Source organism: Jiangella ureilytica, assembly GCF_004348545.1.
Lineage (GTDB): Bacteria > Actinomycetota > Actinomycetes > Jiangellales > Jiangellaceae > Jiangella > Jiangella ureilytica.
The window spans coordinates 1-21,428 of sequence record NZ_SMKL01000093.1 but is presented as its reverse complement, the minus strand read 5'-3'; the positions used below and the strand labels follow the sequence as shown (position 1 = coordinate 21,428).

Here is a 21,428-nt window from a genome sequence, read left to right as displayed (position 1 = left end):
CCCGCGGGCGGCGGGGGCACGGGTGCGGCCGGAAGCGTCGTGGTGGTGGCCGGGCCCTCGGGCTCGCCGGTGTCGTTGCGGGTCGCGTCGTCCATGTCTCCACGGTGCCGGGCACGGCTGAGAACAGGCTGAGAGTCAGTCAAGAGCAGTCGAAGAAGCTCCGGGGAGGCGCATCGTGAGGCGCGCGCCGCCCGACGGTGCCCGTCCGGCCTCGACGCTGCCGCCGTGCCGCTGCGCCGCCGCCTTGACGATGGCCAGCCCCAGCCCGGAGCCGGGCAGCCCGCGCGCCTCGGACGACCGGTAGAAGCGGTCGAACACGCGCGGGAGGTCGACGTCGGCGATGCCCGGGCCTTCGTCGCACACGTCGAGCGCGCCGTCGTGCAGGGTGACGGTGACGGTGCCGTTCGGGGGGCTGAACTTGGCGGCGTTGTCGAGCAGGTTGGTGGCGGCCCGGCCGAGCTGAGTGGCGTCGCCCTGGACCATCCAGCTGTCGAGGTCGGCGGCGAACGCGACGCCCGGCGCCCGGCGGCGGACCCGGCTGAGGGCGTCGCGGACGACGTCGGCGAGGTCGAGCTGCTCGTGCGACGCGGCCGGCGCGTCCTCGCGCGACAGCTCCACCAGGTCGCCGACCAGCGTGGACAGCTCCACGGCCTGGGCCCGGGTGTCGGTGATCAACTGGGCGCGGTCGGCCGGCGCCAGCCCGCCCCCGGCGTCGCTCTGGGCGAGCAGGTCGAGGTTGGTGCGCATGCTGGTCAATGGCGTGCGCAGCTCGTGCCCGGCGTCGGCGACCAGCCGCGACTGCCGCAGCCGGGCCTCCTGCAGCGCCGCCAGCATGGCGTTGAAGGCGTGCGCCAGCCGGGCGATCTCGTCGCTGCCGGTGACCTCGATGGGCTCGAGCTGGCCGGTGGCGGCGACGTGCTCGGCGGCCTGGGTCAGTTGACGGACGGGGCGCAGCCCGGCCCGTGCGATGGACAGGCCGGCCCACGTCGCCAGCACGATGCCCACGCCGCCGGCGACGAACGACACCAGCCGCAGCCGGTCGAGCACCTCCTCGGTCTGCTCCGTCGGCTGCGCCAGCACCAGTGCGTAGTGCAGGCCGGTCCGGATGTCGCGGCCGGCGGAGACGGCGACGACGCGCATCGGCTCGCCGTCGAGATCGAGGGTGCGGACACTCTGCTCCTCCGAGCCCAGGGCGACGGCGAGTTCGTCGCGCCCCATGGGCGGAGTGCTGCGCGCGTCGGCAGCGATCGGCTGGCCGTCCTCGCCGAGCAACGCGATGCGCAGGTCCGCGGCGAGGATCGCCTCGGCCGGCTGCTGCACCAGCAGTGCTGGGTTGCCCAGCGGCGTCGACACGGCCTGCTGGGCGCGGTCGAGCAGGTTCTCGTCGACCGAGGTGCGCAGCTGAGAAGAGACCGTGAGGTACGCGGCCAGCGCGGTCAGCGTGATGGCGAGACCGACGCCGAGCGCGGCCAGCGCTCCGACCCGGGCGCGCAGCGACAGCCGGGACGCGAAGCCCGTACCGGACGAGGGGCCGGCCGCGCCGCCGGCGCCGGAGCCCGGCGGTGGCGGGGGAGCCGCGGCGTTGCGGGTGTGGTCGGGTGGCGGGGGAGGGACGCTCGACGGCGACCAGGTGCGGCGGGCGGCATCGCTGGTCACGGCGGATCCTCGCGGGCGACGTAGCCGACCCCGCGCACGGTGTGGATGAGCCGCGGCTCGCCCTGCTCCTCGGTCTTGCGGCGCAGGTAGCCGACGTAGACCTCGAGCGAGTTGGCCGTGGTCGGGAAGTCGTAGCCCCAGACCTCCTCGAGGATGCGGTCGCGTGTGAGCACCTGGCGCGGGTGCCGCAGCAGCAGCTCGAGCAGGGCGAACTCGGTGCGAGTGAGCCGGATGGCGCGGCCGCCGCGGGTGACGTCGCGCGTGACCGGGTCGAGGGCGAGGTCGCCCATGCGCAGCTGCCGTTCCGCCGCGGGATCGGCGGCCGGGGCGGCGCGCCGCAGCAGGGCGCGCAGCCGGGCCAGCAGCTCCTCGAGGGCGAACGGCTTGGGCAGGTAGTCGTCGGCGCCGGCGTCGAGGCCGGACACGCGGTCGGAGACCTCGTCGCGCGCGGTGAGCATCAGGATCGGCAGATCGCTGCCGGCGGCACGCAGCGCCCGGCAGGTCGCGAGGCCGTCGAGGCGCGGCATCATGATGTCGAGGACGACGGCGTCGGGCGCGTCGTCGCTGATGGCCCGCAACGCCTGTTCGCCGTCGGCGGCGAGCTCGACCTGGTAGCCGTTGAACGCCAGCGACCGGCGCAGCGACTCGCGCACGCCGGGATCGTCGTCGACGACTAGTACTCGCATGCCCCCAGTCTGCCCGGCCGAGGTGAGAATCGCCTGAGAGCACGACATATGAGTCCGAGCAGCGAAGACGGCGACGGCGGATGACCCCCGAGGGGAGCCATCCGCCGTCGTACTACCTATCGGCTATGCCCGGTTCAGCTGAACGCGGGGCCGGCAGCCTCGGCCTTGTCGGACGCGGCCTCGGCGCGAGCCTCGGCGTCGGCCTTGGCCTGAGCCTTGCGGTCGACCGCCGCGGTGGACGGGGCGTCCGAACGCAGCGACGACTTGGCAGCCGCAGCCGCCGCGGAGCCGTCCTCGCCACGAACGCGGTTGTTCTCGGCGACGACCGCACCCGTGTTGCCGGAGAGCACGAAGTTGCCCCGGATCACGTTGTCGGACACGTGCACGTCGGCGCTGTTGTCGCTGACGGTGAGGTTGCTGTGGAACGCGTTGTAACCACAGCCGGTCAGCGGAGCGGACGCGCCGATCTGGATGATCTCGCCGTTGCCGCTGAACGTGGCAGCGCCGTCGACCTCCGACAGGCACAGGACGCCGCCCTGCTCGGCACCGGTCACCGAAAGGGCGCCCTGGACGACGGTGTCGTAGACGTCCGTCAGGGTGTCACCGGTGGTGGTCAGGTTGGTCCGGACCCAGCCACTCTCGACGAAGGTCTCGCCGTTGGTGGAGGTGAGACGGGCGTGCGACGTGCCGACCGAGTAGAAGAACCCGGAGTCGGTGGCCGCGACGTTGCCGGACAGCGTGCTGTCCTCGGCGTAGATGCCGTAGCCACCGGTCTGCGTGGTGACACCGCTGACCGAGGTGCCGACGACATCGGCGAACGCGTTCGTGACGAGGCGGACGTTGCCGTTGACGGTCGAGCCGTCGAGCAGCAGGTTCGCGTCGGCGCGGACGGTCACGTTGCCGTTGATGATGACGTTGGTCAGCTCGCACGACTTGCCGGCGGCCACGATCAGGTCACCAGGGACGGTGACGTCGGCTGCGGTGCCGTCGCAGTACGTCGTCAGCGCGGCCTGGGACGGCGCGGCGAAACCGACGGCCATGAGACCGGCGGCGGCTGCCGTCAGGGCGATCTTGCGGTAGCGCATGTGCGCTCCTCTCTGCGGATGCTGCGGATGGTGCGTGAATGACGCGTTCCCCGTGCGATCGTCTCGGTGCCGGGCCGGGGTCACGGACCTTCATCGGGACGGATCGCGCGAGGAGGGTGGAGGATCTGTGCGCGAGATTCAGTTGTCAACACACCGAGTCGAAGCGCCACATACCCCCCGCTCCTGTCGGAGACTTCGTACGACGTGCACTCTTTCCGGGAAATGACGATCATGTCAAGGTTTGGCCCGCATTTCGGGGCCTTTTGTCGACACGAGTTCGCTTGCGGGACACGATACGAGGAGGCCGCCCCGATGGCGTTCATCGTGGCGACATTTGTCCGTTGTGTCGCGTCGAATCGAGGTGTTCCTGGGCCCGGACCAGGACGTCGAGGACCTCCGCGCCGAAGGCCACGCTCTGCCGATGCGCCGGGGCACCGGGCACGGCGGCCGCGGCGAGCTCCGTGACGGCCCTGCTCAGCGCCTCGACGACGGGGGTCTGTGCGGCCGGCTCGACGGCGTGTCCGGCGCCGCCCCACACCCGGGTGTACGAGGCGGCGGCGTCGGCCGGGACGTTCTGCGAGACGACGGCCGTGCTGGACGCGCCGCCGCGGTGGCCCAGGACGAGGTGGACGGTGCCGAGCGGGTCCTCGTGGGCGGCGACGCTCTCGACCGGCCCGAGGATGCTCAGGAGGACGGAGAGGGCGTGCGGGGCGAGGTCCCAGAGGCCGCCGTGCTCCAGCCGCCACGGGGTCGAGAAGACGCCGTCCTCGCGCTGCACGGTCCCCAGGGCGAGCGCCAGGCCGCCCTCCCACGGCCGCTCCTCGCCCTGCACGGCCAGTTCGGCCAGCCAGGCCCGCGTCTCGGGCCGGAACAGGCGGGTGAAGAACACCACCGAGGCGACCCCGGAGGCGTCGACGGCGTCGACGAGCGCCCGTCCGCCGGCGGCGTCCAGCGCGATCGGCTTCTCCAGCAGCAGGTGCTTCCCGGCCGCCGCTGCCGCCGTCGCGTACCCGGCCTGCACGTCCGGCGGAACGGAGAACTGGACGGCGTCGACGTCGCCCAGCAGGTCCTCGAAGGAGGCGTAGGGCCGCACGCCGAACTCGCCGGCGACGGCCGCCGTGCGGCCGGGGTCGCGGCCCCAGACCCCTGTGAACGTCACGCCGTCCGTCGCCGCGAGGGCGGGGGCGTGGGCCACTCGGGCCCAGTGTCCGGTGCCGACCAGTCCGAAGCGCATGGAACGCGACAGTACCGGCGCGCCGACACCCGGACGCCGGTGCCTCGGTGGTCGTCGGGCGGGCATGCTCGCTGCGAGGTCACCCTGGCTCGGTGTCTCCGATCGACGCCGTCGAGGAGACCTCCGGCCTGCTCTCGTCGCCGATGTGCCCGGCCGTCCTGGGCGTCCGGCGGCTAGCCTGGTGCATCGTGGACGAGACGGCGGTCTATCCGGCGCACTGGGAGGCCGACGTCGTGCTGTCCGACGGCGCCACGGCGCACCTGCGGCCCATCGCGCCGGGCGACGCCGACCGACTCGTGCAGTTCTACGCGCGCGTGAGCGACCGGTCGAAGTACTACCGCTTCTTCGCCCCCTACCCCACGCTGACCAGGCGCGACATCGAGAGATTCACGAACGTCGATCACACCGACCGCGTGGCGCTCATCCTGCTGGTCGGCAACGACATGATCGCCGTCGGCCGGTACGAGCGGATCAGCCGCGCCGAGGCCGAGGTGTCGTTCCTGGTCGAGGACGAGCACCAGGGCCGCGGCGTGGGCAGCGTGCTTCTCGAGCACCTGGCCCAGGCGGCCCGCGAGCGGGGCGTGCGCCGGTTCGTCGCCGACATCCTGCCCGCGAACCACAAGATGATCACCGTCTTCGCCGACGCCGGCTACACCGTCGACAACAGCTACGAGGACGGCGTCGTCCATGTCGAGTTCGAGATCGCGCCCACGGGCAGCTCGCTCGAGGTCATGGCCGCGCGCGAGCACCGGGCCGAGGCGCGCTCCATCGAACGCCTGCTGACTCCGCGGTCGGTCGCGGTCATCGGCGCCAGTCGATGGCGCGAGAAGATCGGCCAGACTCTGGTGCGCAACCTCGTCCTCGGCGGGTTCACCGGCCCGATCTACGCCGTCAACCGCGAGGCGACGGCCATCACGGGGCTGCCGGCCTACAAGAGCGTCCGCGACGTCCCCGGCGAGGTCGACCTCGCGCTGGTCGCCGTTCCGGCCGACGCCGTCGCCGAGGTCGTCCTGGACTGCGCGGCCAAGGGTGTGCGCGGGCTGGTCGTCGTGTCGTCGGGTTTCGCCGAGACGGGGGAGCCGGTCGGCCGGGCCCGGCAGGGCGAGCTGGTGCGCCTGGCGCGGGCGCACGGCATGCGCATCGTCGGGCCGAACTGCCTGGGCATCGTCAACACCGACCCCGCGTACTCGCTGAACGCGTCGCTGGCCACCACGCTGCCGCCGGCCGGGCGGGTCGGGTTCTTCGCCCAGTCCGGCGCGCTGGGCAGTGCCATCCTGGGCGACGGCGCCGCCCGCGGCCTGGGGGTGTCGACGTTCGTGTCGGCCGGCAACCGCGCCGACGTGTCCGGCAACGACCTGCTGCAGTACTGGCGCGACGACCCCGCCACTGAGGTCGTGCTGCTGTACCTCGAGTCGCTGGGCAACCCGCGCAAGTTCTCGCGGCTCTCGCGCGCGGTCGCCGAGGCCAAGCCCGTGGTCGCGGTGAAGAGCGGCCGGTCCACCCAGGGCGTGCCGCTGGGGCACACCGTCCGGGCCATCGAGGCGCCGTCGGAGGCGCTGGACGCGATGTTCCGGCAGTCCGGCGTCATCCTGGTCGACACCATCCCGGAGATGTTCGACGTCGCCCAGGTGCTGGCCCACCAGCCGCTGCCCACAGGCCGCACGGTCGCCGTCATGGGCAACTCCGGGGCGCTGTGCCTGCTGGCCGCCGACGCCGCCGTCAGTGCCGGCCTGGACGTCTACGGCGACCCCGTGGGCTTCGGGGCCGGGGCGAGTGCCGACGACTACCGCAAGGCGCTGCGCTCGTTCGTCGACGAGCCCGCCGTCAGCTCCGTCCTGGTCGTCTACGCCCCGGCCGTCGACGCGCCCGGCGACGACGACGTCGCGGCCGCGCTGTCGGAGGTGGCCGCGGCGGCGGGCAAGCCCGTCGTCACGACGTTCCAGGGCCGGCGCGGCGTGCGCGGGCCGGGATCGGTGCCGTCGTACCCCTCGCCCGAGGAGGCCGCCCGGGCGCTCGGGCACGCCACGGCCTACGCGGAGTGGCGGCGGCGCAGCCACGGCAAGGTGCCGCGCCTGGAGAACCGCGACCCGGCGGCCGCGAGCCGGCTGGTGCGCGGGGTGCTGGCCTCGTCGCCGGGCGGGCCGGGCGCTGACGGCGTCGAGCTCGGTCCCGACGTGCTGCGTGAGCTGCTGGCGACCTACGGGGTCGACCTGCTGCCGATGGTGCCGGTGGCGACGGTCGAGGCGGCCCTGGCGGCCCTGGGCGAGCTGGGTGGCGACGTGGTCCTCAAGGCGACGTCGCCGCGGCTGCGGCACCGGCCCGACCTCGCCGCCGTCTGGCGCAACATCGACACCGACGACGAGATGCGCGACGCCTGGGCGACCATGACGCGCACGCTCACCGATCCCGCCGAGGCCGGGTTCGTCGTGCAGCCCATGGCCCCCGGCGGCGTGCCCGTGGCCGTCCGGGCCTGGGAGGACCCGCTGTTCGGGCCGGTGGTGTCGTTCGGCGTGTCGGGGGTGGCGTCGGAGCTGCTGGGCGACCGCTCCTACCGCATCCCGCCGCTGACCGACCGCGATGCCGCGGAGATGGTGCGCGAGGTGAAGGCGGCCGCCTTACTCATGGGCTACCAGGGCGGCATCATGGCCGACCTGGGCGCGGTCGAGGACCTCGTCCACCGCATGTCGCGGCTGGTCGACGACGTGCCGGAGATCCGCTCGATCGAGCTCGACCCGGTGCTCGCCGCCGAGTCGGGGCTGGCCGTCGTCAACGGGTCGGCGACGGTCGCCGCGCCGGCCGCGCGACAGGACTGGTACACACGGCGGCTGCCGTGACGGGATGCACCACGAGCGTGCGAGGATGGAGGAATGGCGGACACAGGGACGCGTGAGGGCCTTCGCCTGGCCATCCAGGAGGCCGGGTACTACCCGGACCTCGTCGCGGACATGCTCGAGACCTCGCTGGCCGGCGAGGCGGTCGACTCCTACGTGGTGCACCACGAGCCGCACTTCGACCGCGACGAGCTGCGACGGCACGTCAGCGTGCTGGTGCTCACGCCCACGAGGCTCATCGTCGGCCATACCGACGAGTACCCCTCCGACGACACCCACGACGTGCCGTACGCCACCACGTCCACCGAGGCGGTGCCGCTCGACCGCGTCACCTCGGTCGTGGTGAGCCGCACGGTCACGACGCCGGCCGCGTACCGCACGGGCACCCCGGCGCTCGACGTCGTCCTCACCGTCGGCTGGGGCGCCATGAGCCGCATCGACCTCGAGCCGGCCACCTGCGGCGACCCCGACTGCGAGGCCGACCACGGCTACACCGGCGCGCTGACGTCCGACGACTTCACGCTCCGGGTCAGCGAGGCCGGCGACGGCAGCGGGCGGGTCCGCGACCTGCTGACCTTCGCCCGCGCGCTGTCCGCCGCCACCGTCAGCGTGCGGTGACCGGTGCCGCTGCCGCGTTACGGCGAGGGCGCCCTCTCTGACCTGCTGCCGTCCGTCCTGGCCGCGCTGGGCGTCAACGGCGAGGTCGACGTGCTCGGCCTGCCGCCGGCCCGCCGCTACTGCGTGCTGCTGGTCGACGCGCTCGGCTGGAACCTGCTGCGCGCCCATCCCGCGCAGGCGCCGTTCCTGGCGTCGCTGGCCGGTCGCGCCATCACCGCCGGCACCCCCACCACCACGGCGACCAGCCTGACCAGCCTCGGCACCGGGCTGCCGCCGGGCAAGCACGGCATCGTCGGCTACACCTCGCGGGTGCCCGGCGGCGACGGCATCTTCAACGCGCTCAAGTGGGACCCCCCGCTCGACCCCCTGACCTACCAGCCGTACCCGTCGCTGTTCGACCGCGCCTCGCGGTCGGGCGTCGAGACGACTGTCATCGGGCAGAGCAGCTTCCGCGACACCGGGCTGACCCGCGCGGCCATGGCGGGCCCGTTCCGCGCCGCCAACTCCTACGGTCAGCGGGTCGCGGCGGCCGTCGAGCGGTCGTCCGGGCCGGCGCCCTCGCTGGTCTACGTCTACGACGGCGACCTCGACTACACCGGCCACCAGCACGGCTGGCGCTCCGCCGCGTGGCGCTACCAGCTGGCCATGGTCGACCGGTTCGCCGAGCAGCTGTACGACGAGCTGCCGGCCGGCACCGTCTTCGTCGTCACCGCCGACCACGGCATGGTCGACGTCGAGCCCGACCGCCGGATCGACGTCGACGACGTGCCGGCGCTGCGCGAGGGCGTGGCGCTCGTGGCCGGCGAGGCACGGTTCCGGCACGTGTACACGGCGTCGGCCGACGGGGCCGGCGACGTCGCCGCCGCCTGGCGGTCGGTGCTGGGCGACCGGGCCGAGGTCCTGACCCGCGCCGAGGCCGTCGCGGCCGGCTGGTTCGGCGCCGTCGAGTCGCGGGTCGCCGAGCGCATCGGCGACGTCGTCGCCAGCGTCCACGGCGACTGCGCGGTCGAGCGGCGCAGCGTCTTCCCCGTCGAGACCCGCCTGCGCGGGCTGCACGGGGCGTTGAGCGAGGACGAGCTCATGGTGCCGCTGCTCGTCGGAGAGGCCTGATCGGGGTGGCTGAGCTGCACTTCTTCACCGGAACCATGGACTGCGGCAAGTCCACCCTGGCCCTGCAGACCGACTACAACCACCGCCGTCGCGGCCTGGCCGGGCTCATGCTGACGTCGCACGACCGTGCCGGCGTGGCGACGGTGTCCAGCCGCCTCGGGCTCTCGGCCGACGCCGTCGAGGTGTCGCCGTCGACGCAGGTGTGGGCGCTGGTGGCGGCCCGGCTCACGGCGGGCGCGCGCATCGACTACGTCATCGGCGACGAGGCCCAGTTCTACACCGCCGAACAGGTCGACGACCTCGGGCGCATCGCCGACGAGCTGGACGTCCCCGTCTACGCGTTCGGCATCCTCACCGACTTCCGCACCCGGCTGTTCCCGGGGTCGGCGCGGCTGGTCGAGCTGGCCGACCGCGTCGAGACCCTGCAGGTCGAGGCGCTGTGCTGGTGCGGCCGGCGCGCGACCCACAACGCCCGCACCGTCGGCGGCATCATGGTCACCGAGGGCGAACAGGTCGTCGTCGGCGACACCGACGGCGCCGGCGTGGTCGGCTACGAGGTGCTCTGCCGGCACCACCACCGGCGCCGCATGACCGCGGTGAGCGCCCGGGTCGCCGAGTCCGGCGCCGAGCCGCTGCCTTTCGCCACGGGGTGAGGCCCCCCGTCCCCCTGCTGCCCATTCTCTTAAGCCGCGCGGGTGCCCTCAAGTCCGCGCCCTCGGTGGTTGCTTGACCATGTGGTTGGGGGGCTTGGACTTGACCGCACCCGCACGGCCTAAGAACGGGCAGCTATCAGGGGGACGGGGGGAGTCTGGCGACGGGCACGGGGTCCTGGCGGCCTGCTGGTGTCCACGTGGTGGGATTTGGCGCGTTTCGCGGGGCCGTCACGAGGTTTTCTGCCGCTTCACGAGGCATGCATGCCTGGTGATGTGGCAGAAGGCCTGGTGATGTAGCGGATCGCCGATGATCATCGCGGTGCACAGCCCGGCGAACCGGGCCAACTGGGTGAAACGGGCACGCGATACGGGGACGCGAAACGGGCACGCGGGCGGTGAGGCGTGCCCAGGGTCTCCCCGTCCCCCTGATAGCTGCCCGTTCTTAGGCCGCGGGTGCACGGGTCAAGCGGACCCCCAGGGCGCGCAGCGCCCACCGGTCCGCTTGAGGCGTGCGCACGCGGCTAAGAGAATGGGCAGCAGGGGGACGGGGAGCCCACCTCACCCCGGCCCACCCCATCACCCCGGCCACCCTCGAACGACTCAGAAGAACTCGTCGAGCAGGCGGTAGAAGGCGAGCTTCTCGGCGTCCAGCTCGACGCCGTAAGCGCGCAGGTACCGCGAGGCGGAACCGGAGCCGCCCACCCGGCCCTCGAGCGACCGGGTGGCGATGGCGAGGTCGAGCCAGCGGTCGGCGACACCCAGGCGGCCGGCGTCGACCACGCCCGTCACCTCGTACGTGGAGGGGTCGACCATGACGTTGAGGGTGCCGAGATCGCCGTGGCAGACCACGAGGTCCTCGCCGGCCGGGCGGGTGGCCAGCAGCTCGGCGACCAGTTGCTCGCGGGTCGAGCCCAGCCGCTCCTCGTCGAGGTCGTCGAGGTCGATGTCGGCCTCGAGTGCCGCCGGCACGGTGACGGCGAGCCGCCGGTCGAACGGGCACTCGTCGACCGGCAGGGCGTGCAGCGCGCGGGTCAGCTCGGCCAGGGCGTCGACGACGTGGTCGCGGGCCTCGGCCGGCCAGTCGCCGGCGACGGGGCGGCCGGGCACCTCGGCGGTGACCAGCAGGCCGGGGCCGCACTCGAGCACCTCGGCGGCCGGGATGCCCTGCGCGCGGAGCCAGATCAGCCGGGCGCCCTCGCCGATGAGGTCGTCATGGGCGGACTCCTTGCGGTAGGTGCCGGCCTGCCGGACGACGCCGGCGCCGGACTTCCCGGTGGTGACCCGTTCGGCGTCGCTCATGCTCAGATGCTCACCCAGCTGGTCACGACGGCGGGACGCACGCCGTCGTCGAAGCGGCAGCTCACCGAGATGGGGCCGCCGGCCACGGGCGCGGCGCGGAACCGGCCGTCGGGATCGGTGGTGACGGAGACGACGCCGTCGGAGTGGCGCACCTCGACCGTCGCGGCTCCCGGGGCGACGATCTGTCCCATGACGCGGTGCGCGCCGGCCTCGCGGGTGACCTCGAGCACGACGACGGTGTCGCCGGCCGTGAACGTCAGCAGCCGCGGCGCCTCGCCGGCCGAGCGCACGGCCAGGGCGGGCTCGGTGCTGGAGTCGGAGATGAGCTCGGCCAGCTCGGCGTCGACCGTGCGCCAGGCGAGGCTCGCCTTGGCCACGTCGATCAGCCGCTGCGGCGGCGGGTCGGTGGCGTCGATGACCTCGCGGAGGCGGTCGACCAAGCGGTCGTCGTCAGCCATGGGGTCCCCCTTCAGCGCCGGCCGGTGCGCCGATGGACATCGGCCGTGCTGGAGTCGTCAGTGGCGCCGTCCTCATGGTCGCGCATGAGGCGGCGCAGGTGCTGGAGGCAGCGTTGCCGGGTGGGGCCGACGCTGCCGACGGGCATGTCGAGCTCCGCGGCGACGTCGGCGTAGCGCGGGTCGGCCACGGCGACGGTGAGCCGCAAGAGGTCCTGGCAGCGGGGCTCGAGCCGCTGGTAGGCCCGGAGGACCTCGACCTGCTCCTCGTGTGCGAGGAAGGCCTCGGCAGGCCCGGGAGCGGCAGGAGCCGCGTCGTCGGCGCGGTCGGCGATGTGGACGTCGGGCAGCTCGGTGCCGCCGCGGCGCAGGAGCCGCAGGCACTCGCGCTTCGCCGTCGTGACCAGCCAAGCCGCCAGCCGCTCCGGGTGGACGAGACGCTCGAGGTTCTCGACCAGACGCAGCCACGTGCTCTGGAAGGCGTCCTCGGCGTCGCCGCCGTGGAGACGGTGACTCCGAACCACCGCCCACACCAGCGAGGCATGGTCGTCGACCAGGCGGTCCCAGGCGAGCTGATCGCCCCTGGACGCCGCCTCGACGAGCTCGCTGACGGACAGATCGGCCACCGCCCAGAGTATAGATGCAGGTAGATCGCCGTCAGTGACGGGCACGCGCCCCCAGGCGCGGCGAACCGCGCCCTGCCCACGTACCCGTCACCCCCCGTTGTGCTGACCATCGCAGCAGCCCCCCGGCTTCACAGACGTTGTACGAGCAGACGTCGTGGACGTCTGCGCCGCCTGGCTGCGAGGATCTCGACGACGCGGTTTCTCGAAAGAGCCCGCCACGGTTCCAGGGGAGCGAGGCCGTCGTGCACGGGCCGGACGGGTGCGGCCAGGCGTGGTGCGCGTGGTGCCGCCATGGTCGCCTCCCCTCGGTGTGCACGCACGGCCGGGAGTCCCTGGTCCGCGGAACGCCGCCTGGTGGTCAGTCGCGACGTTCACAGATACAGAGACCGGGGGAGCGCCCCAGATACATCCAGATGAGACTTTTCTCAGATTTCTCCGTTGGCGCAGGTCAGCCGGGTGTGGGGAGCGGACGGCGGCCGCCCGCTCCCCGTCCGGTCAGTCCTGGCCGGGCCGGTCGCCGTCGACGACGACGGGCCGGCTGGCAGCCCCCGTCAGCGTCACCTCGACGGCGCCGCCGGGCGCGTTGCTCTCGATCACCAGGCGCGCGGCCGTCGCGCCGGCGCCGTCCGGCGTGAACCGGACCGGCACCTCGCACGACGCGCCCGGAGCGATCGGCGCACCGGTGCAGGGGGCCGGGTCGACCACCGCGAAGTCGTCCGCCGTCACCGTCAGCCCGGAGACCACCAGCGGCCGGTCGCCCGTGTTGGTGAGCGTCACCGGCTGGACGGTGGGCACGGCGAGGGTGGTGAAGACCGGCGCGTCGGCGCCGACCCGAGCGGCCGCACCGGCGGCGGCCACCACGCGCACCGTCGTCCGGCCCGTGACCGGCGCCAGCGACTCCGCACCGGTGTAGGGCCGCATCGAGTCGTTCGTCACCTCGAGCGTCACCTCACCCGTGCGCAGCCCCGTCAGCTGCCGCGTCACCGGGTCCAGGATCGCGACCTTCCCCTGCGCCCGAGCACGCCGGACCGCCGCGTCGCCGGAGCCGATCGCGAGGCCGTCGTCGCCGGACCAGTGCACGGACATCGGGTAGGCGAGCGGCACGACCCGACTGCCCGGCAGCACGCCGGACGGCTGGACGACGTGCCCGCCGACGGTGGCCGCGCGGCCGACCTCGACCGTCTCCGGCGCCTCGACGACGACCTGCTGGGCGAACGCCCGGACGTCGGCGCTGAGCCACTGCTGCGCGCCGGAGCCGTCGCGGTCGACGCTCCACTCGACCCAGCCGGTGAAACCGCCGCGGTCCGGGGTGCCGTACGGCGCCTTGCCCGACGACGGGTGGACGACGTACTGGACGCCCTCCTGGCGCTGCACGTTCACGATCTGGGCGTGCGAGCCGACCATGGCCGCGCCCTTGTTGCTGGCGGCGCGGAAGTCGGCGAGCAGCTTCTCGACCAGCCGGACCTCCATGCGGTCGCCGAGCTGGCTGGCGTTCGTCTCGGCCGGGTCGTCGACCGGGTGGTGGGCGAAGACCATGACGTTGCTGACGGCGTCGTCGCCGGCCGCGGTCTCCAGCGCCTCCTGCAGCATGGGCAGCTGGTCCCAGTCCGACCCCCGGAGGCTCCCCAGCGCGCTGTTGAGCAGGATGAACCGGGTGCCCTTGTGGTCGAAGGTCCGGAACGGCTGCCCGAACTCGGCCTCCCAGGCGGCCAGCGTCCCCTGGGTGTTGTTGACGCCGTACGACTCGTGGTTGCCCGGCACGTAATAGCAGGGGACCGTGCCGGAGTCGTGGTCCGGCGTGCTCTCGGCCTCGGGCTCCTCGCCGACGGCGATCAGGTCGCAGCCGCCCTCCTCGAGTGTCTCGCGGGCCAGCGCGATGTCCTCGGGCAGTCCGCGGTCGACGATGTCGCCGTTGAGCACGACGAGGTCCGGCTCCTCGGCCCGGATGCGGTTCAGGGCGGCGACGGCGACCTGGGTGAGGTCGGGCGCGGCCGCGGTGAACTGCACGTCGGACAGGGTGGCGAAGGTCCAGTCCGCGCCCGGCTGCGCCTGGCCGTCGGCCGAGATCAGCGGGTCGGCGCGCAGCGGCGCCTCCTCGGGCAGGTCGATCTGCGATGGGACGTCGGCTTCGAGCCCGCCGATGACGAACCGGCCCGGCACCTGCTGGTCGACCGCCGTGTTGATGCCCTGGAACGAGTTGAAGCGGATCGGGAACACCGCCGTCGACGGGATCGTGAACGTCGCGTACTGCCACTCGGGCGACGGCTGCAGCCCGTTGCCGTAGACGCCGATCGAGGTGCCCTCGGCGTCCCAGAAGCCGGCGTAGGTGAGACCGCTGGGGATGAACACGTCGGACTTGATCTTGATGCGGACGCGCAGCGGCTGGCCGGGGATCTCGACCCAGCGGCCGGCGTTGCTGGCCGCGGTGATGCCCTTGTTGCGGGCGGCGCCGAACTCCAGCCGGATCCCCTCGGGGTCGTCCAGGATGTCCATGCGCGCGCCGGCGGTGCCGTTGCGGGTCCAGCGGCCGTTGGCGGCGTAGTCGTCCTGGAAGTCGTAGACCTGAACGGTCTGGACGCCGACCGTGACCGGCAGCTTCACCGTCTGGCCGGCCGCCGTCAGCTCCACGACGGTGCCGCCGGCGGCCAGCGGGGTGACCTTCAGGCCGGTGCCCGACGACGTGATGTCGACGACCGTCTTGTCGTAGCTGAGGTCGAGGTCGACGAGCTCGACGGGGGCGGCGAAGCCCTGCGCGTCGCGGCCCGTGACGGCGACCTGGACGGCGTGCTGCGGGCCCGCGTCGCTGATGGAGAGGCGGTTCGTCGACAGCTCCAGCGAGGCCAGCTCGCCGAGGATGTCGATGCTGCGCACGCCCTGGGCCGCGCCGGCGGTCGCATGGACGGTGACCCGCCCGCGCCGGTTCGTCGGCACCTCGAGGACGGAGCCGTGGAACGTGCCGCCGCTGCTGCGCCACCGAACCTGCGCCGGGTCCAGCGCGACCGGCGTCAGGTGGTTGTCGACGGCCTTGGCGGTCAGGGTGCGGTGCAGGCCGGGGAACGCCCGCGCCTCGTCCTCGCCCGGCGTGATGACGAGCTGCTTGGCCCGGCCGTTGCCCGGCGTCACGAACAGGCCGACGCCGTTGGGGTCGAGCCGCTCGGAGCCGTCGGACGGGCTGTTGCGGACGGTCGCCGTCTCGTTGCCGAGGGGGCGGGCGACCATCGAGGTCGAGCCGCCGCCGTCGAGGTTCCAGGCGGTCTCGGCGCCCAGACGGACCATGAACCGCGCGAGCTCGCGCATCGTCATGCCGTTGACCGGCGACTGCCGCCCGTCGTTCGTCATGAGGATCATCGTCTTGCCGCCGTCCTTGAACCCGATGACGGTGCGCGGGTGGACGTCGTTGTCGAGCTCGGAGTCCGGGCGGGCGGCGCCGTTACGGACGAGCTCGCGGTTGGAGCCGATGACGAAGCGCATCTGCTGGGCGATCTCGTCGCTGAGCTCGTAGGTGAGCGTGACGGCGTCGCCGGGCTGCAGCGTGCGGATCGCGGCGGCGCCGGCCTCGCGGCCGACCAGCACGAAGGCGCCGGCCGGGATCGGGCCCTCGCCGGCTGTGGTCGGGTCGACGGAGACGACCTCGCCGTCCTGCACGAGCACGGAGGCGACGTCGGTGGCGCCGCTGACGCCGATGCCGCGCCGGTAGGAGCCCCACTTCTGCGTGTAGGCGACGATGGCGCCGTTGGGGGAGCCGGCGAGGGTGTTCGAGGCGTTCAGCGAGACCACGCGGTGCGCCGTCCCCCCGAACGTCGCGGTCGCGTCCAGCGTCATGTCGACCGCGCGGCCGATGCCGTCCGCGCCGACGCCGACGTGTGTCCAGGTGCCGTAGTCCGAGGACTTGAGCAGCTCGCCGTCGCGCACCTCCGCGCCGAGCGGTGCGCCGGAGTTGCTGATGTCGAAGAAGTCGCCGTTGACGCCGGCGACCGCGCCGGCCCCGTTCACCATCACCGAGGTCGGCGCCCGGTCGGTGACGTGCTCGCCGGCGAGCAGGTCGCTGGTGACGGCCGGGTTGGCGAGGTCGGCGGTGAGGATGTGCTGGTCATACCACCCGGTGGGTGTCACCGACGTCAGCTCGCGCAGCGTGATGCCGGGGCCGATCTGCTCGGTGCGGTCGACCAGCTCGATCGCGTCGTCGGTCAGCGGCGGGCCATCGCTCTCGGCCGCCTGGGCCGCAGGCACGGTCGTGAGCAGACCGAACGCGACGGCGCTCGCCGTCAGGGCGAACAACGCCGGCGTCAGCCGCCGGCGTCGTGTTCTGGTGCTGGGTGCGGACATCTGAATCCTTGGGACTGAGGAGATGTGTCCGCAGCAGTGAATGCCTTCGATGCACCTGGTCCGGATCGTCCCATTGGCGAGAGATCGAATTTTGGATGAATCCCCGACGAGTACCGGGCGGCGCGATGGTTGAAGGATTCGTGTCGCTCTGGCGACACCGATCCCTCAACCATCCCGTTGGGGCGGTTGAGGGCGTCAGTCGTTCTTGCGGCGGCCGAACATGATCTCGTCCCAGCTCGGGACGCTGGGCCGGCGGGAGCGCGGCGAGCTCGGCTTGCGGGCCGGCGGGGCGGACTCGTCGGCCGTGGCGGTGAGGTCGGCCTCGGCGGCCTCCTCGGTCTCGACGTGCTGGGCGATGTCGCTCAGTCGCAGCCGCTCGCTGGTGACGGTGTCGTCCTCGTCGCGGGCGGCCGGCTCCTCGCGGGCGCCCCGGGCATCGCGCGCCTCCGGCGCGGCCGGAGCAGCCGGCTCGGGGGCGTGGTCGTGGAAGAGGTCGGGCTCGCGGCGCCGGCGCTCGCGGCCGGGACGCGTGGTGGTGCGCCGGTTGCGACGGGAGGCGGCCGTCGGGATCGGCGTGGTGTTCTCGAACTCGTCGTCATCGGTGCCGGGGGCGTCGTGGTCGCGGACGAGGCCGCGCACCGGGCCGACGCCGGACGGCTTGAGGAAGGCGGGGAGGTCGGGGCCCCCGTCGTCATCGTCGGCCGGCGACGGGCCGCCGGCCGCGCCGCGCGACCCCACCACGGACAGCCGGGCGGGCCCCGTCGGGACGTCGGGCTCGGGGTCGGCGGGGGTCTCGGCGGGCAGCACGCCGGCGATGGAGCGGGCGTTGTCGTCCTCGGGCACGACGGTGCGGCCGGACGGGTCGAACGAGAAGAGGGCGGAGTCCTCCTCCTCGCCGGCCCAGGCGAACCGGACCAGCCAGCGGCCGTCCTCGCGGCGCCAGGCGTCCCACTCGACGAGGTCGGGGTCGGCGCCGTGGACCTTGGCGGTGGCGCCCGCGGCGGCCTCGAGGGTCTGCGGGGGGCCGTCGCCGCCGAGCCGGCGGACGGTGGCCTGCCGGGCGCGGCCGGCGATGTGCTCGCGCTCGGCGAGGACGGGGCCGGCGAAGCGCTCGACCTTCTCGCGGGGCATCCCCGCGACCGCGGCCACGGAGTCGACGGACTCGCCGGCCCGGATGCGTGCCTGGATGTCGCGTGGACGTAGCTGGCTTTCGAGCCGGATCTCCAACTGTCCCAACCTCGCTCGGTCGCCTCGGATCGCGGCGAGCAGGCGGTCGTCCACCCGCAACGCGAACTGTTCACCGTCGTTCCCGGAGAGGATCAGATGGGCGCCGTCCTCGCTGACCGCGATCAGCCGAAGCTCGCGCACATCCTCACCTCCCCATCACGACTGCCACCATCGTCACCCGCGGGACAGGGTCGGACCAAGCCGCCACGCCGCCACGCCGGCCCTTTGACGAGCAGCTTTTCATGTCCGGTTCAACCGCCCAGGACCTGGTCGAGGTACTCGTTGGCCATGATCCTCTGGGGGTCGACCAGGTCGCGGACCGCCCGGAACGACCCCATTCGCTGATATTGGTCGCGAAGATACCCCGAATCACGGGTATGGAGCTTTCCCCAGTGGGGTCGCCCACCGTACTCCAGCCACAGGTTCTCGACGGCGGCGAACCAGCCGCGGTAGTCGGTGCGGGGATAGGCGTGGGTGGCGACGTAGACGGTCTCGCGGCCGTGCGCGGGCGAGAGCCAGACGTCGTCGGCGGGGGCGAGGCGGATCTCGACGGGGAACGCGACGCGCCAGGGCCCGCGGGCCGTGAGGTCGCGCAGAGCGTGCAGGGCGCCGGCCGCCGCGGAGCGGGGGAGCGCGTACTCCATCTCGTGGAACCGGACCCGCCGCGTGCTGGTGAAGACCTTCGGCGCGGTGTCCACGAACGTGCGGCCGCCGATGAGCCGGGCGGCGACGGCGTTCACGGCCGGTGTGGTCTTGGGCGCGGCCCGGGTCACCCGCTGGACGAGGGCCAGGCCGGCGTTCTCGACGACGTCGCCGGACCACCAGGCGGCGACGGGGTGCGGCGGCGCGGCGGGCTCCCCGGTGCGCCGGTTGACGGTGAGCTGCACGGCGTTGGTGAACGGCAGCCAGTAGAGGTCGCAGTGGTCCTCGGACTCGAGCTCGGTGAACCGCTCGCAGACGGCGTCCAGCGTCGTCCGCTCGACGCTGGAGCGCAGCGTGAACGCCGGCTCGACCCGGAAGGTGACACTGGTCACGATGCCGAGCGCCCCGAGGCCGAGCCGGGCGGCCTGGAAGAGGTCGCCGTCGGCGCCGGTGTCGGTGCTGCGAAGCGTCCGTACCGACCCGTCCGGCAGCGCGATCTCGAGCGCGACCACCTGCTCCGACAGCGACGCCGACGCGCGGCCGCTGCCGTGGGTGCCGGTCGCGATGGCGCCGGAGACCGTCTGCACGGCGATGTCGCCCATGTTCGTCAGGCCGTAGCCGTGCCCGCTGAGCAGGGCGTTCAGCTCGTGCAGCCGGGTACCGGCACCGACGGTGGCCGTTCCCGCCTCGGTGTCGAGGGTGAGCAGGCCGCTGAGCCCGTCGAGCCGGACCTGCACGCCGTCGGTCGCGGCGATCGGGGTGAAGCTGTGTCCCGCGCCGACCGGCTTGACCCGGACCCCGTCGTTCGCGGCGGCGGTGAGGACGGCGGCGGCCTCGGCAGCGCTGGTGGGTCGTTCGACGCGCAGCGGGCGCGCCTGCACGGTGCGCGCCCAGTTCTGCCACAGCATGGGCGCTAGGCTCTCATGAGTGAGCATCACCGATCCCTACGACGCTCTGCTGGTCGTCTCGTTCGGCGGTCCTGAGGGTCAGGACGACGTCATCCCGTTCCTCGAGAACGTCACGCGCGGCAAGGGCATCCCGCGCGAGCGGCTGGAAGAGGTCGGCGAGCACTACCGCCTGTTCGGCGGGCGCAGCCCCATCAACGACCAGAACCGCGCGCTGATCGCCAACCTCGAGCACGAGCTGGCCGAGCGGAAGATCTCGCTGCCGGTCTACTGGGGCAACCGCAACTGGGCCCCCTACCTCGCCGACGAGCTCGCCCGCATGCGCGACGACGGTGTCCGGCGGGTCGCCGCGTTCGTGACCAGCGCGTACGACTCGTACTCCGGCTGCCGGCAGTACCGCGAGGACCTCTGGCGCGCGGTCGCGGCGGTGGGGCCCGGCGCGCCGCGCATCGACCGGCTGCGGCACTCGTTCGACCATCCCGGCTTCGTCACGGCCAACGCCGACGGCGTCGTGGGGGCGCTGGGCGACCTGCCGCGCTCGGTGGCCGACAGGGCGCGGATCGTCTACGTGACGCACTCGATCCCGGTCGCGATGGCCGAGACCGCCGGCCCGACGGGGGGCGCGTACGTCGCGCAGCACCAGGCCGTCGCCGCCGCCGTCAGTGCCCAGGTCGAGGCGCGGACGGGGGTGTCGCGGGCGCACGACCTCGTCTACTGCTCGCGTAGCGGCCCGCCGTCGATGCCCTGGCTGGAGCCGGACGTCAACGACCACCTGGCCGCGCTGGCGGCCGAGGGCGTGGAGGCCGTCGTGCTGGCGCCCATCGGGTTCCTGTCCGACCACATGGAGGTCGCCTACGACCTCGACACCGAGGCGCTGGCGACGGCGAAGGAGCTCGGTATCGCGGCGGCCCGGGCGGCCACCGCCGGCACGCACCCTGACTTCGTCGACACCGTCATCGACCTCCTGCTCGAGCGGTCCGCCGTCGAGCGCGGGGAGTCGGTGACGCGGGCCAGCATCGGCGCGCCCGGCCCGGCGCACGACGTGTGCCCGGCCGGCTGCTGCCCCAACCTGCGCGGCGAGCAGCCCGCCCTGTGCGGCGTCGACTCGCCTCCGTACCCGTGACGCCCTTGACGCCCGCATCGCTGCTCGGCCTGGCCGAGAAGACCGCCCGCGAGGCCGGTGACCTCGTCCGCGACCGGCGCGAGGCGGTCGAGCGCATGACCGTCGCCGGCACCAAGTCGACGCCCACCGACGTCGTGACGGAGTCCGACACCGCCGCCGAGGCGCTGATCCGCTCCCGCCTCTTCGCCGCCCGCCCCGACGACGGGTTCGTGGGCGAGGAGGACGGCGTCGTCGTGGGCTCGACCGGGGTCGACTGGGTGGTCGACCCCATCGACGGCACGGTCAACTATTTGTACGGCATCCCGCAGTACGCGGTGTCCATCGCCGCCCAGGTCGACGGCGTCGTGGTCGCCGGGGTGGTCCTCAACCCGGCGAGCGGCGAGACCTGGACGGCCGTGCAGGGCGGGGGCGCCTTCCTGGACGGCCGGCCGGTGCGGGTGTCCTCCTGCGAGTCGCTGTCCTTGGCGCTGGTCGGGACCGGTTTCGGCTACGACGCCGGCCGGCGGGCGCGGCAGGCTTCCGTGCTGCTGGAGGTCGTGCCTCGGGTGCGCGACATCAGGCGGGCCGGTGCGGCGGCGCTCGACCTCTGCTCGGTGGCGTCCGGCCGGCTGGACGCCTACTACGAGCGCGGGCTGAACCCCTGGGACCTCGCCGCCGGCGGCCTGATCGCCGCCGAGGCCGGTGCCGTGGTCAGCGGTCTACGCGGCGCGCCCGCCGGAAACGATCTGGCGTTGGCGGCGACCCCCGGAGTGGCTGCGGAGTTGACGGCGCTGCTGGAGCGGTTGGGCGCTGACCGGGACTGATCGTTCTCGGGGTCGTGGGGTTGGGTTGGGTTGGGTTCCCCCGTCCCCCTGCTGCCCATTCTCTTAGCCGCGAATCCGCGCCTCAAGCGGACCGGTGGGCGCTGCGCGCCCTTGGGGTCCGCTTGACCCGCGGCTCCGCGGCCTAAGAA

Annotated in this window: 16 protein-coding genes; 6 read left to right on the top strand and 10 right to left on the bottom strand. The window is 73.3% G+C overall.

Going from position 1 to position 21,428, the window contains the following annotated elements:
• Positions 1-135 precede the first annotated feature (135 nt).
• The 4 genes from E1212_RS26500 to E1212_RS26485 all read right to left on the bottom strand — a co-directional run bounded on the left by E1212_RS26500 (position 136) and on the right by E1212_RS26485 (position 4,661).
• Complete coding sequence (locus E1212_RS26500) at positions 136-1,656, bottom strand: HAMP domain-containing sensor histidine kinase (protein ID WP_203417268.1); 1,521 nt, start codon at positions 1,654-1,656, stop codon at positions 136-138.
• A complete protein-coding gene (locus E1212_RS26495) occupies positions 1,653-2,342 on the bottom strand; it encodes a response regulator transcription factor (protein WP_131988094.1) in 690 nt (229 codons plus the stop codon). Before E1212_RS26495 ends, E1212_RS26500 begins: the two co-directional genes overlap by 4 nt.
• A gap of 134 nt (positions 2,343-2,476) precedes the next feature.
• The gene (locus E1212_RS26490; protein ID WP_131988092.1) at positions 2,477-3,427 is read right to left on the bottom strand and encodes a hypothetical protein; all 951 of its coding nucleotides are present in this window, start codon (positions 3,425-3,427) and stop codon (positions 2,477-2,479) included.
• 319 nt (positions 3,428-3,746) lie between these two features.
• On the bottom strand, positions 3,747-4,661 hold the full coding sequence (locus tag E1212_RS26485; protein ID WP_131988090.1) for a Gfo/Idh/MocA family protein: 915 nt from the start codon (positions 4,659-4,661) through the stop codon (positions 3,747-3,749).
• Positions 4,662-4,753: 92 nt separating this feature from the next.
• Between E1212_RS26485 and E1212_RS26480 the strand changes: the two genes are divergently transcribed.
• The 4 genes from E1212_RS26480 to E1212_RS26465 are packed head-to-tail and all read left to right on the top strand — an operon-like array spanning position 4,754 to position 9,873.
• Positions 4,754-7,495: a bifunctional acetate--CoA ligase family protein/GNAT family N-acetyltransferase gene (locus E1212_RS26480; RefSeq protein WP_203417266.1), complete on the top strand. Its 2,742-nt coding sequence runs from the start codon at positions 4,754-4,756 to the stop codon at positions 7,493-7,495.
• Between the two features lie 33 nt (positions 7,496-7,528).
• Positions 7,529-8,110: a DUF5998 family protein gene (locus tag E1212_RS26475; RefSeq protein WP_131988088.1), complete on the top strand. Its 582-nt coding sequence runs from the start codon at positions 7,529-7,531 to the stop codon at positions 8,108-8,110.
• Between the two features lie 3 nt (positions 8,111-8,113).
• The gene (locus E1212_RS26470) at positions 8,114-9,220 is read left to right on the top strand and encodes an alkaline phosphatase family protein (protein ID WP_131988087.1); all 1,107 of its coding nucleotides are present in this window, start codon (positions 8,114-8,116) and stop codon (positions 9,218-9,220) included.
• A 5-nt stretch (positions 9,221-9,225) separates the two neighbouring features.
• The gene (locus E1212_RS26465; protein WP_131988085.1) at positions 9,226-9,873 is read left to right on the top strand and encodes a thymidine kinase; all 648 of its coding nucleotides are present in this window, start codon (positions 9,226-9,228) and stop codon (positions 9,871-9,873) included.
• A gap of 600 nt (positions 9,874-10,473) precedes the next feature.
• On the opposite strand, the gene E1212_RS26460 is transcribed toward E1212_RS26465, so the two are convergent.
• From E1212_RS26460 to E1212_RS26435, 6 genes are all read right to left on the bottom strand, one after another.
• A complete protein-coding gene (locus E1212_RS26460; protein ID WP_131988083.1) occupies positions 10,474-11,172 on the bottom strand; it encodes an APH(3') family aminoglycoside O-phosphotransferase in 699 nt (232 codons plus the stop codon).
• A 2-nt stretch (positions 11,173-11,174) separates the two neighbouring features.
• The gene (locus E1212_RS26455) at positions 11,175-11,630 is read right to left on the bottom strand and encodes a hypothetical protein (RefSeq protein ID WP_131988081.1); all 456 of its coding nucleotides are present in this window, start codon (positions 11,628-11,630) and stop codon (positions 11,175-11,177) included.
• Positions 11,631-11,641: 11 nt separating this feature from the next.
• Positions 11,642-12,253: an RNA polymerase sigma factor gene (locus E1212_RS26450; protein WP_203417264.1), complete on the bottom strand. Its 612-nt coding sequence runs from the start codon at positions 12,251-12,253 to the stop codon at positions 11,642-11,644.
• A gap of 495 nt (positions 12,254-12,748) precedes the next feature.
• Entirely contained in the window at positions 12,749-16,579 is a 3,831-nt protein-coding gene (locus tag E1212_RS26445) for a phosphodiester glycosidase family protein (protein WP_162605639.1), read from the bottom strand.
• Positions 16,580-16,774: 195 nt separating this feature from the next.
• Complete coding sequence (gene sepH, locus E1212_RS26440) at positions 16,775-17,947, bottom strand: septation protein SepH (RefSeq protein WP_131988077.1); 1,173 nt, start codon at positions 17,945-17,947, stop codon at positions 16,775-16,777.
• A gap of 110 nt (positions 17,948-18,057) precedes the next feature.
• On the bottom strand, positions 18,058-19,356 hold the full coding sequence (locus E1212_RS26435) for a D-arabinono-1,4-lactone oxidase (protein WP_203417262.1): 1,299 nt from the start codon (positions 19,354-19,356) through the stop codon (positions 18,058-18,060).
• A 19-nt stretch (positions 19,357-19,375) separates the two neighbouring features.
• Between E1212_RS26435 and E1212_RS26430 the strand changes: the two genes are divergently transcribed.
• Both E1212_RS26430 and E1212_RS26425 read left to right on the top strand, forming a co-directional pair.
• The gene (locus tag E1212_RS26430; protein ID WP_131988073.1) at positions 19,376-20,476 is read left to right on the top strand and encodes a ferrochelatase; all 1,101 of its coding nucleotides are present in this window, start codon (positions 19,376-19,378) and stop codon (positions 20,474-20,476) included.
• Positions 20,473-21,279, top strand: coding sequence for an inositol monophosphatase family protein (locus E1212_RS26425; RefSeq protein ID WP_131988071.1), 807 nt, complete (start codon positions 20,473-20,475; stop codon positions 21,277-21,279). The genes E1212_RS26430 and E1212_RS26425 overlap by 4 nt, the downstream gene beginning before the upstream one ends.
• Positions 21,280-21,428: the final 149 nt, after the last annotated feature.

Excerpts from the sequence above, each read along its gene's own strand:
- E1212_RS26455 (WP_131988081.1), bottom strand. The coding sequence starts at position 11,630 with ATGGCTGACGACGACCGCTTGGTCGACCGCCTCCGCGAGGTCATCGAC.
- E1212_RS26460 (WP_131988083.1), bottom strand. The coding sequence starts at position 11,172 with ATGAGCGACGCCGAACGGGTCACCACCGGGAAGTCCGGCGCCGGCGTC.
- E1212_RS26435 (WP_203417262.1), bottom strand. The coding sequence starts at position 19,356 with ATGCTGTGGCAGAACTGGGCGCGCACCGTGCAGGCGCGCCCGCTGCGC.
- E1212_RS26490 (WP_131988092.1), bottom strand. The coding sequence starts at position 3,427 with ATGCGCTACCGCAAGATCGCCCTGACGGCAGCCGCCGCCGGTCTCATG.
- E1212_RS26495 (WP_131988094.1), bottom strand. The coding sequence starts at position 2,342 with ATGCGAGTACTAGTCGTCGACGACGATCCCGGCGTGCGCGAGTCGCTG.
- E1212_RS26445 (WP_162605639.1), bottom strand. The coding sequence starts at position 16,579 with ATGTCCGCACCCAGCACCAGAACACGACGCCGGCGGCTGACGCCGGCG.
- E1212_RS26485 (WP_131988090.1), bottom strand. The coding sequence starts at position 4,661 with ATGCGCTTCGGACTGGTCGGCACCGGACACTGGGCCCGAGTGGCCCAC.
- E1212_RS26475 (WP_131988088.1), top strand. The coding sequence starts at position 7,529 with ATGGCGGACACAGGGACGCGTGAGGGCCTTCGCCTGGCCATCCAGGAG.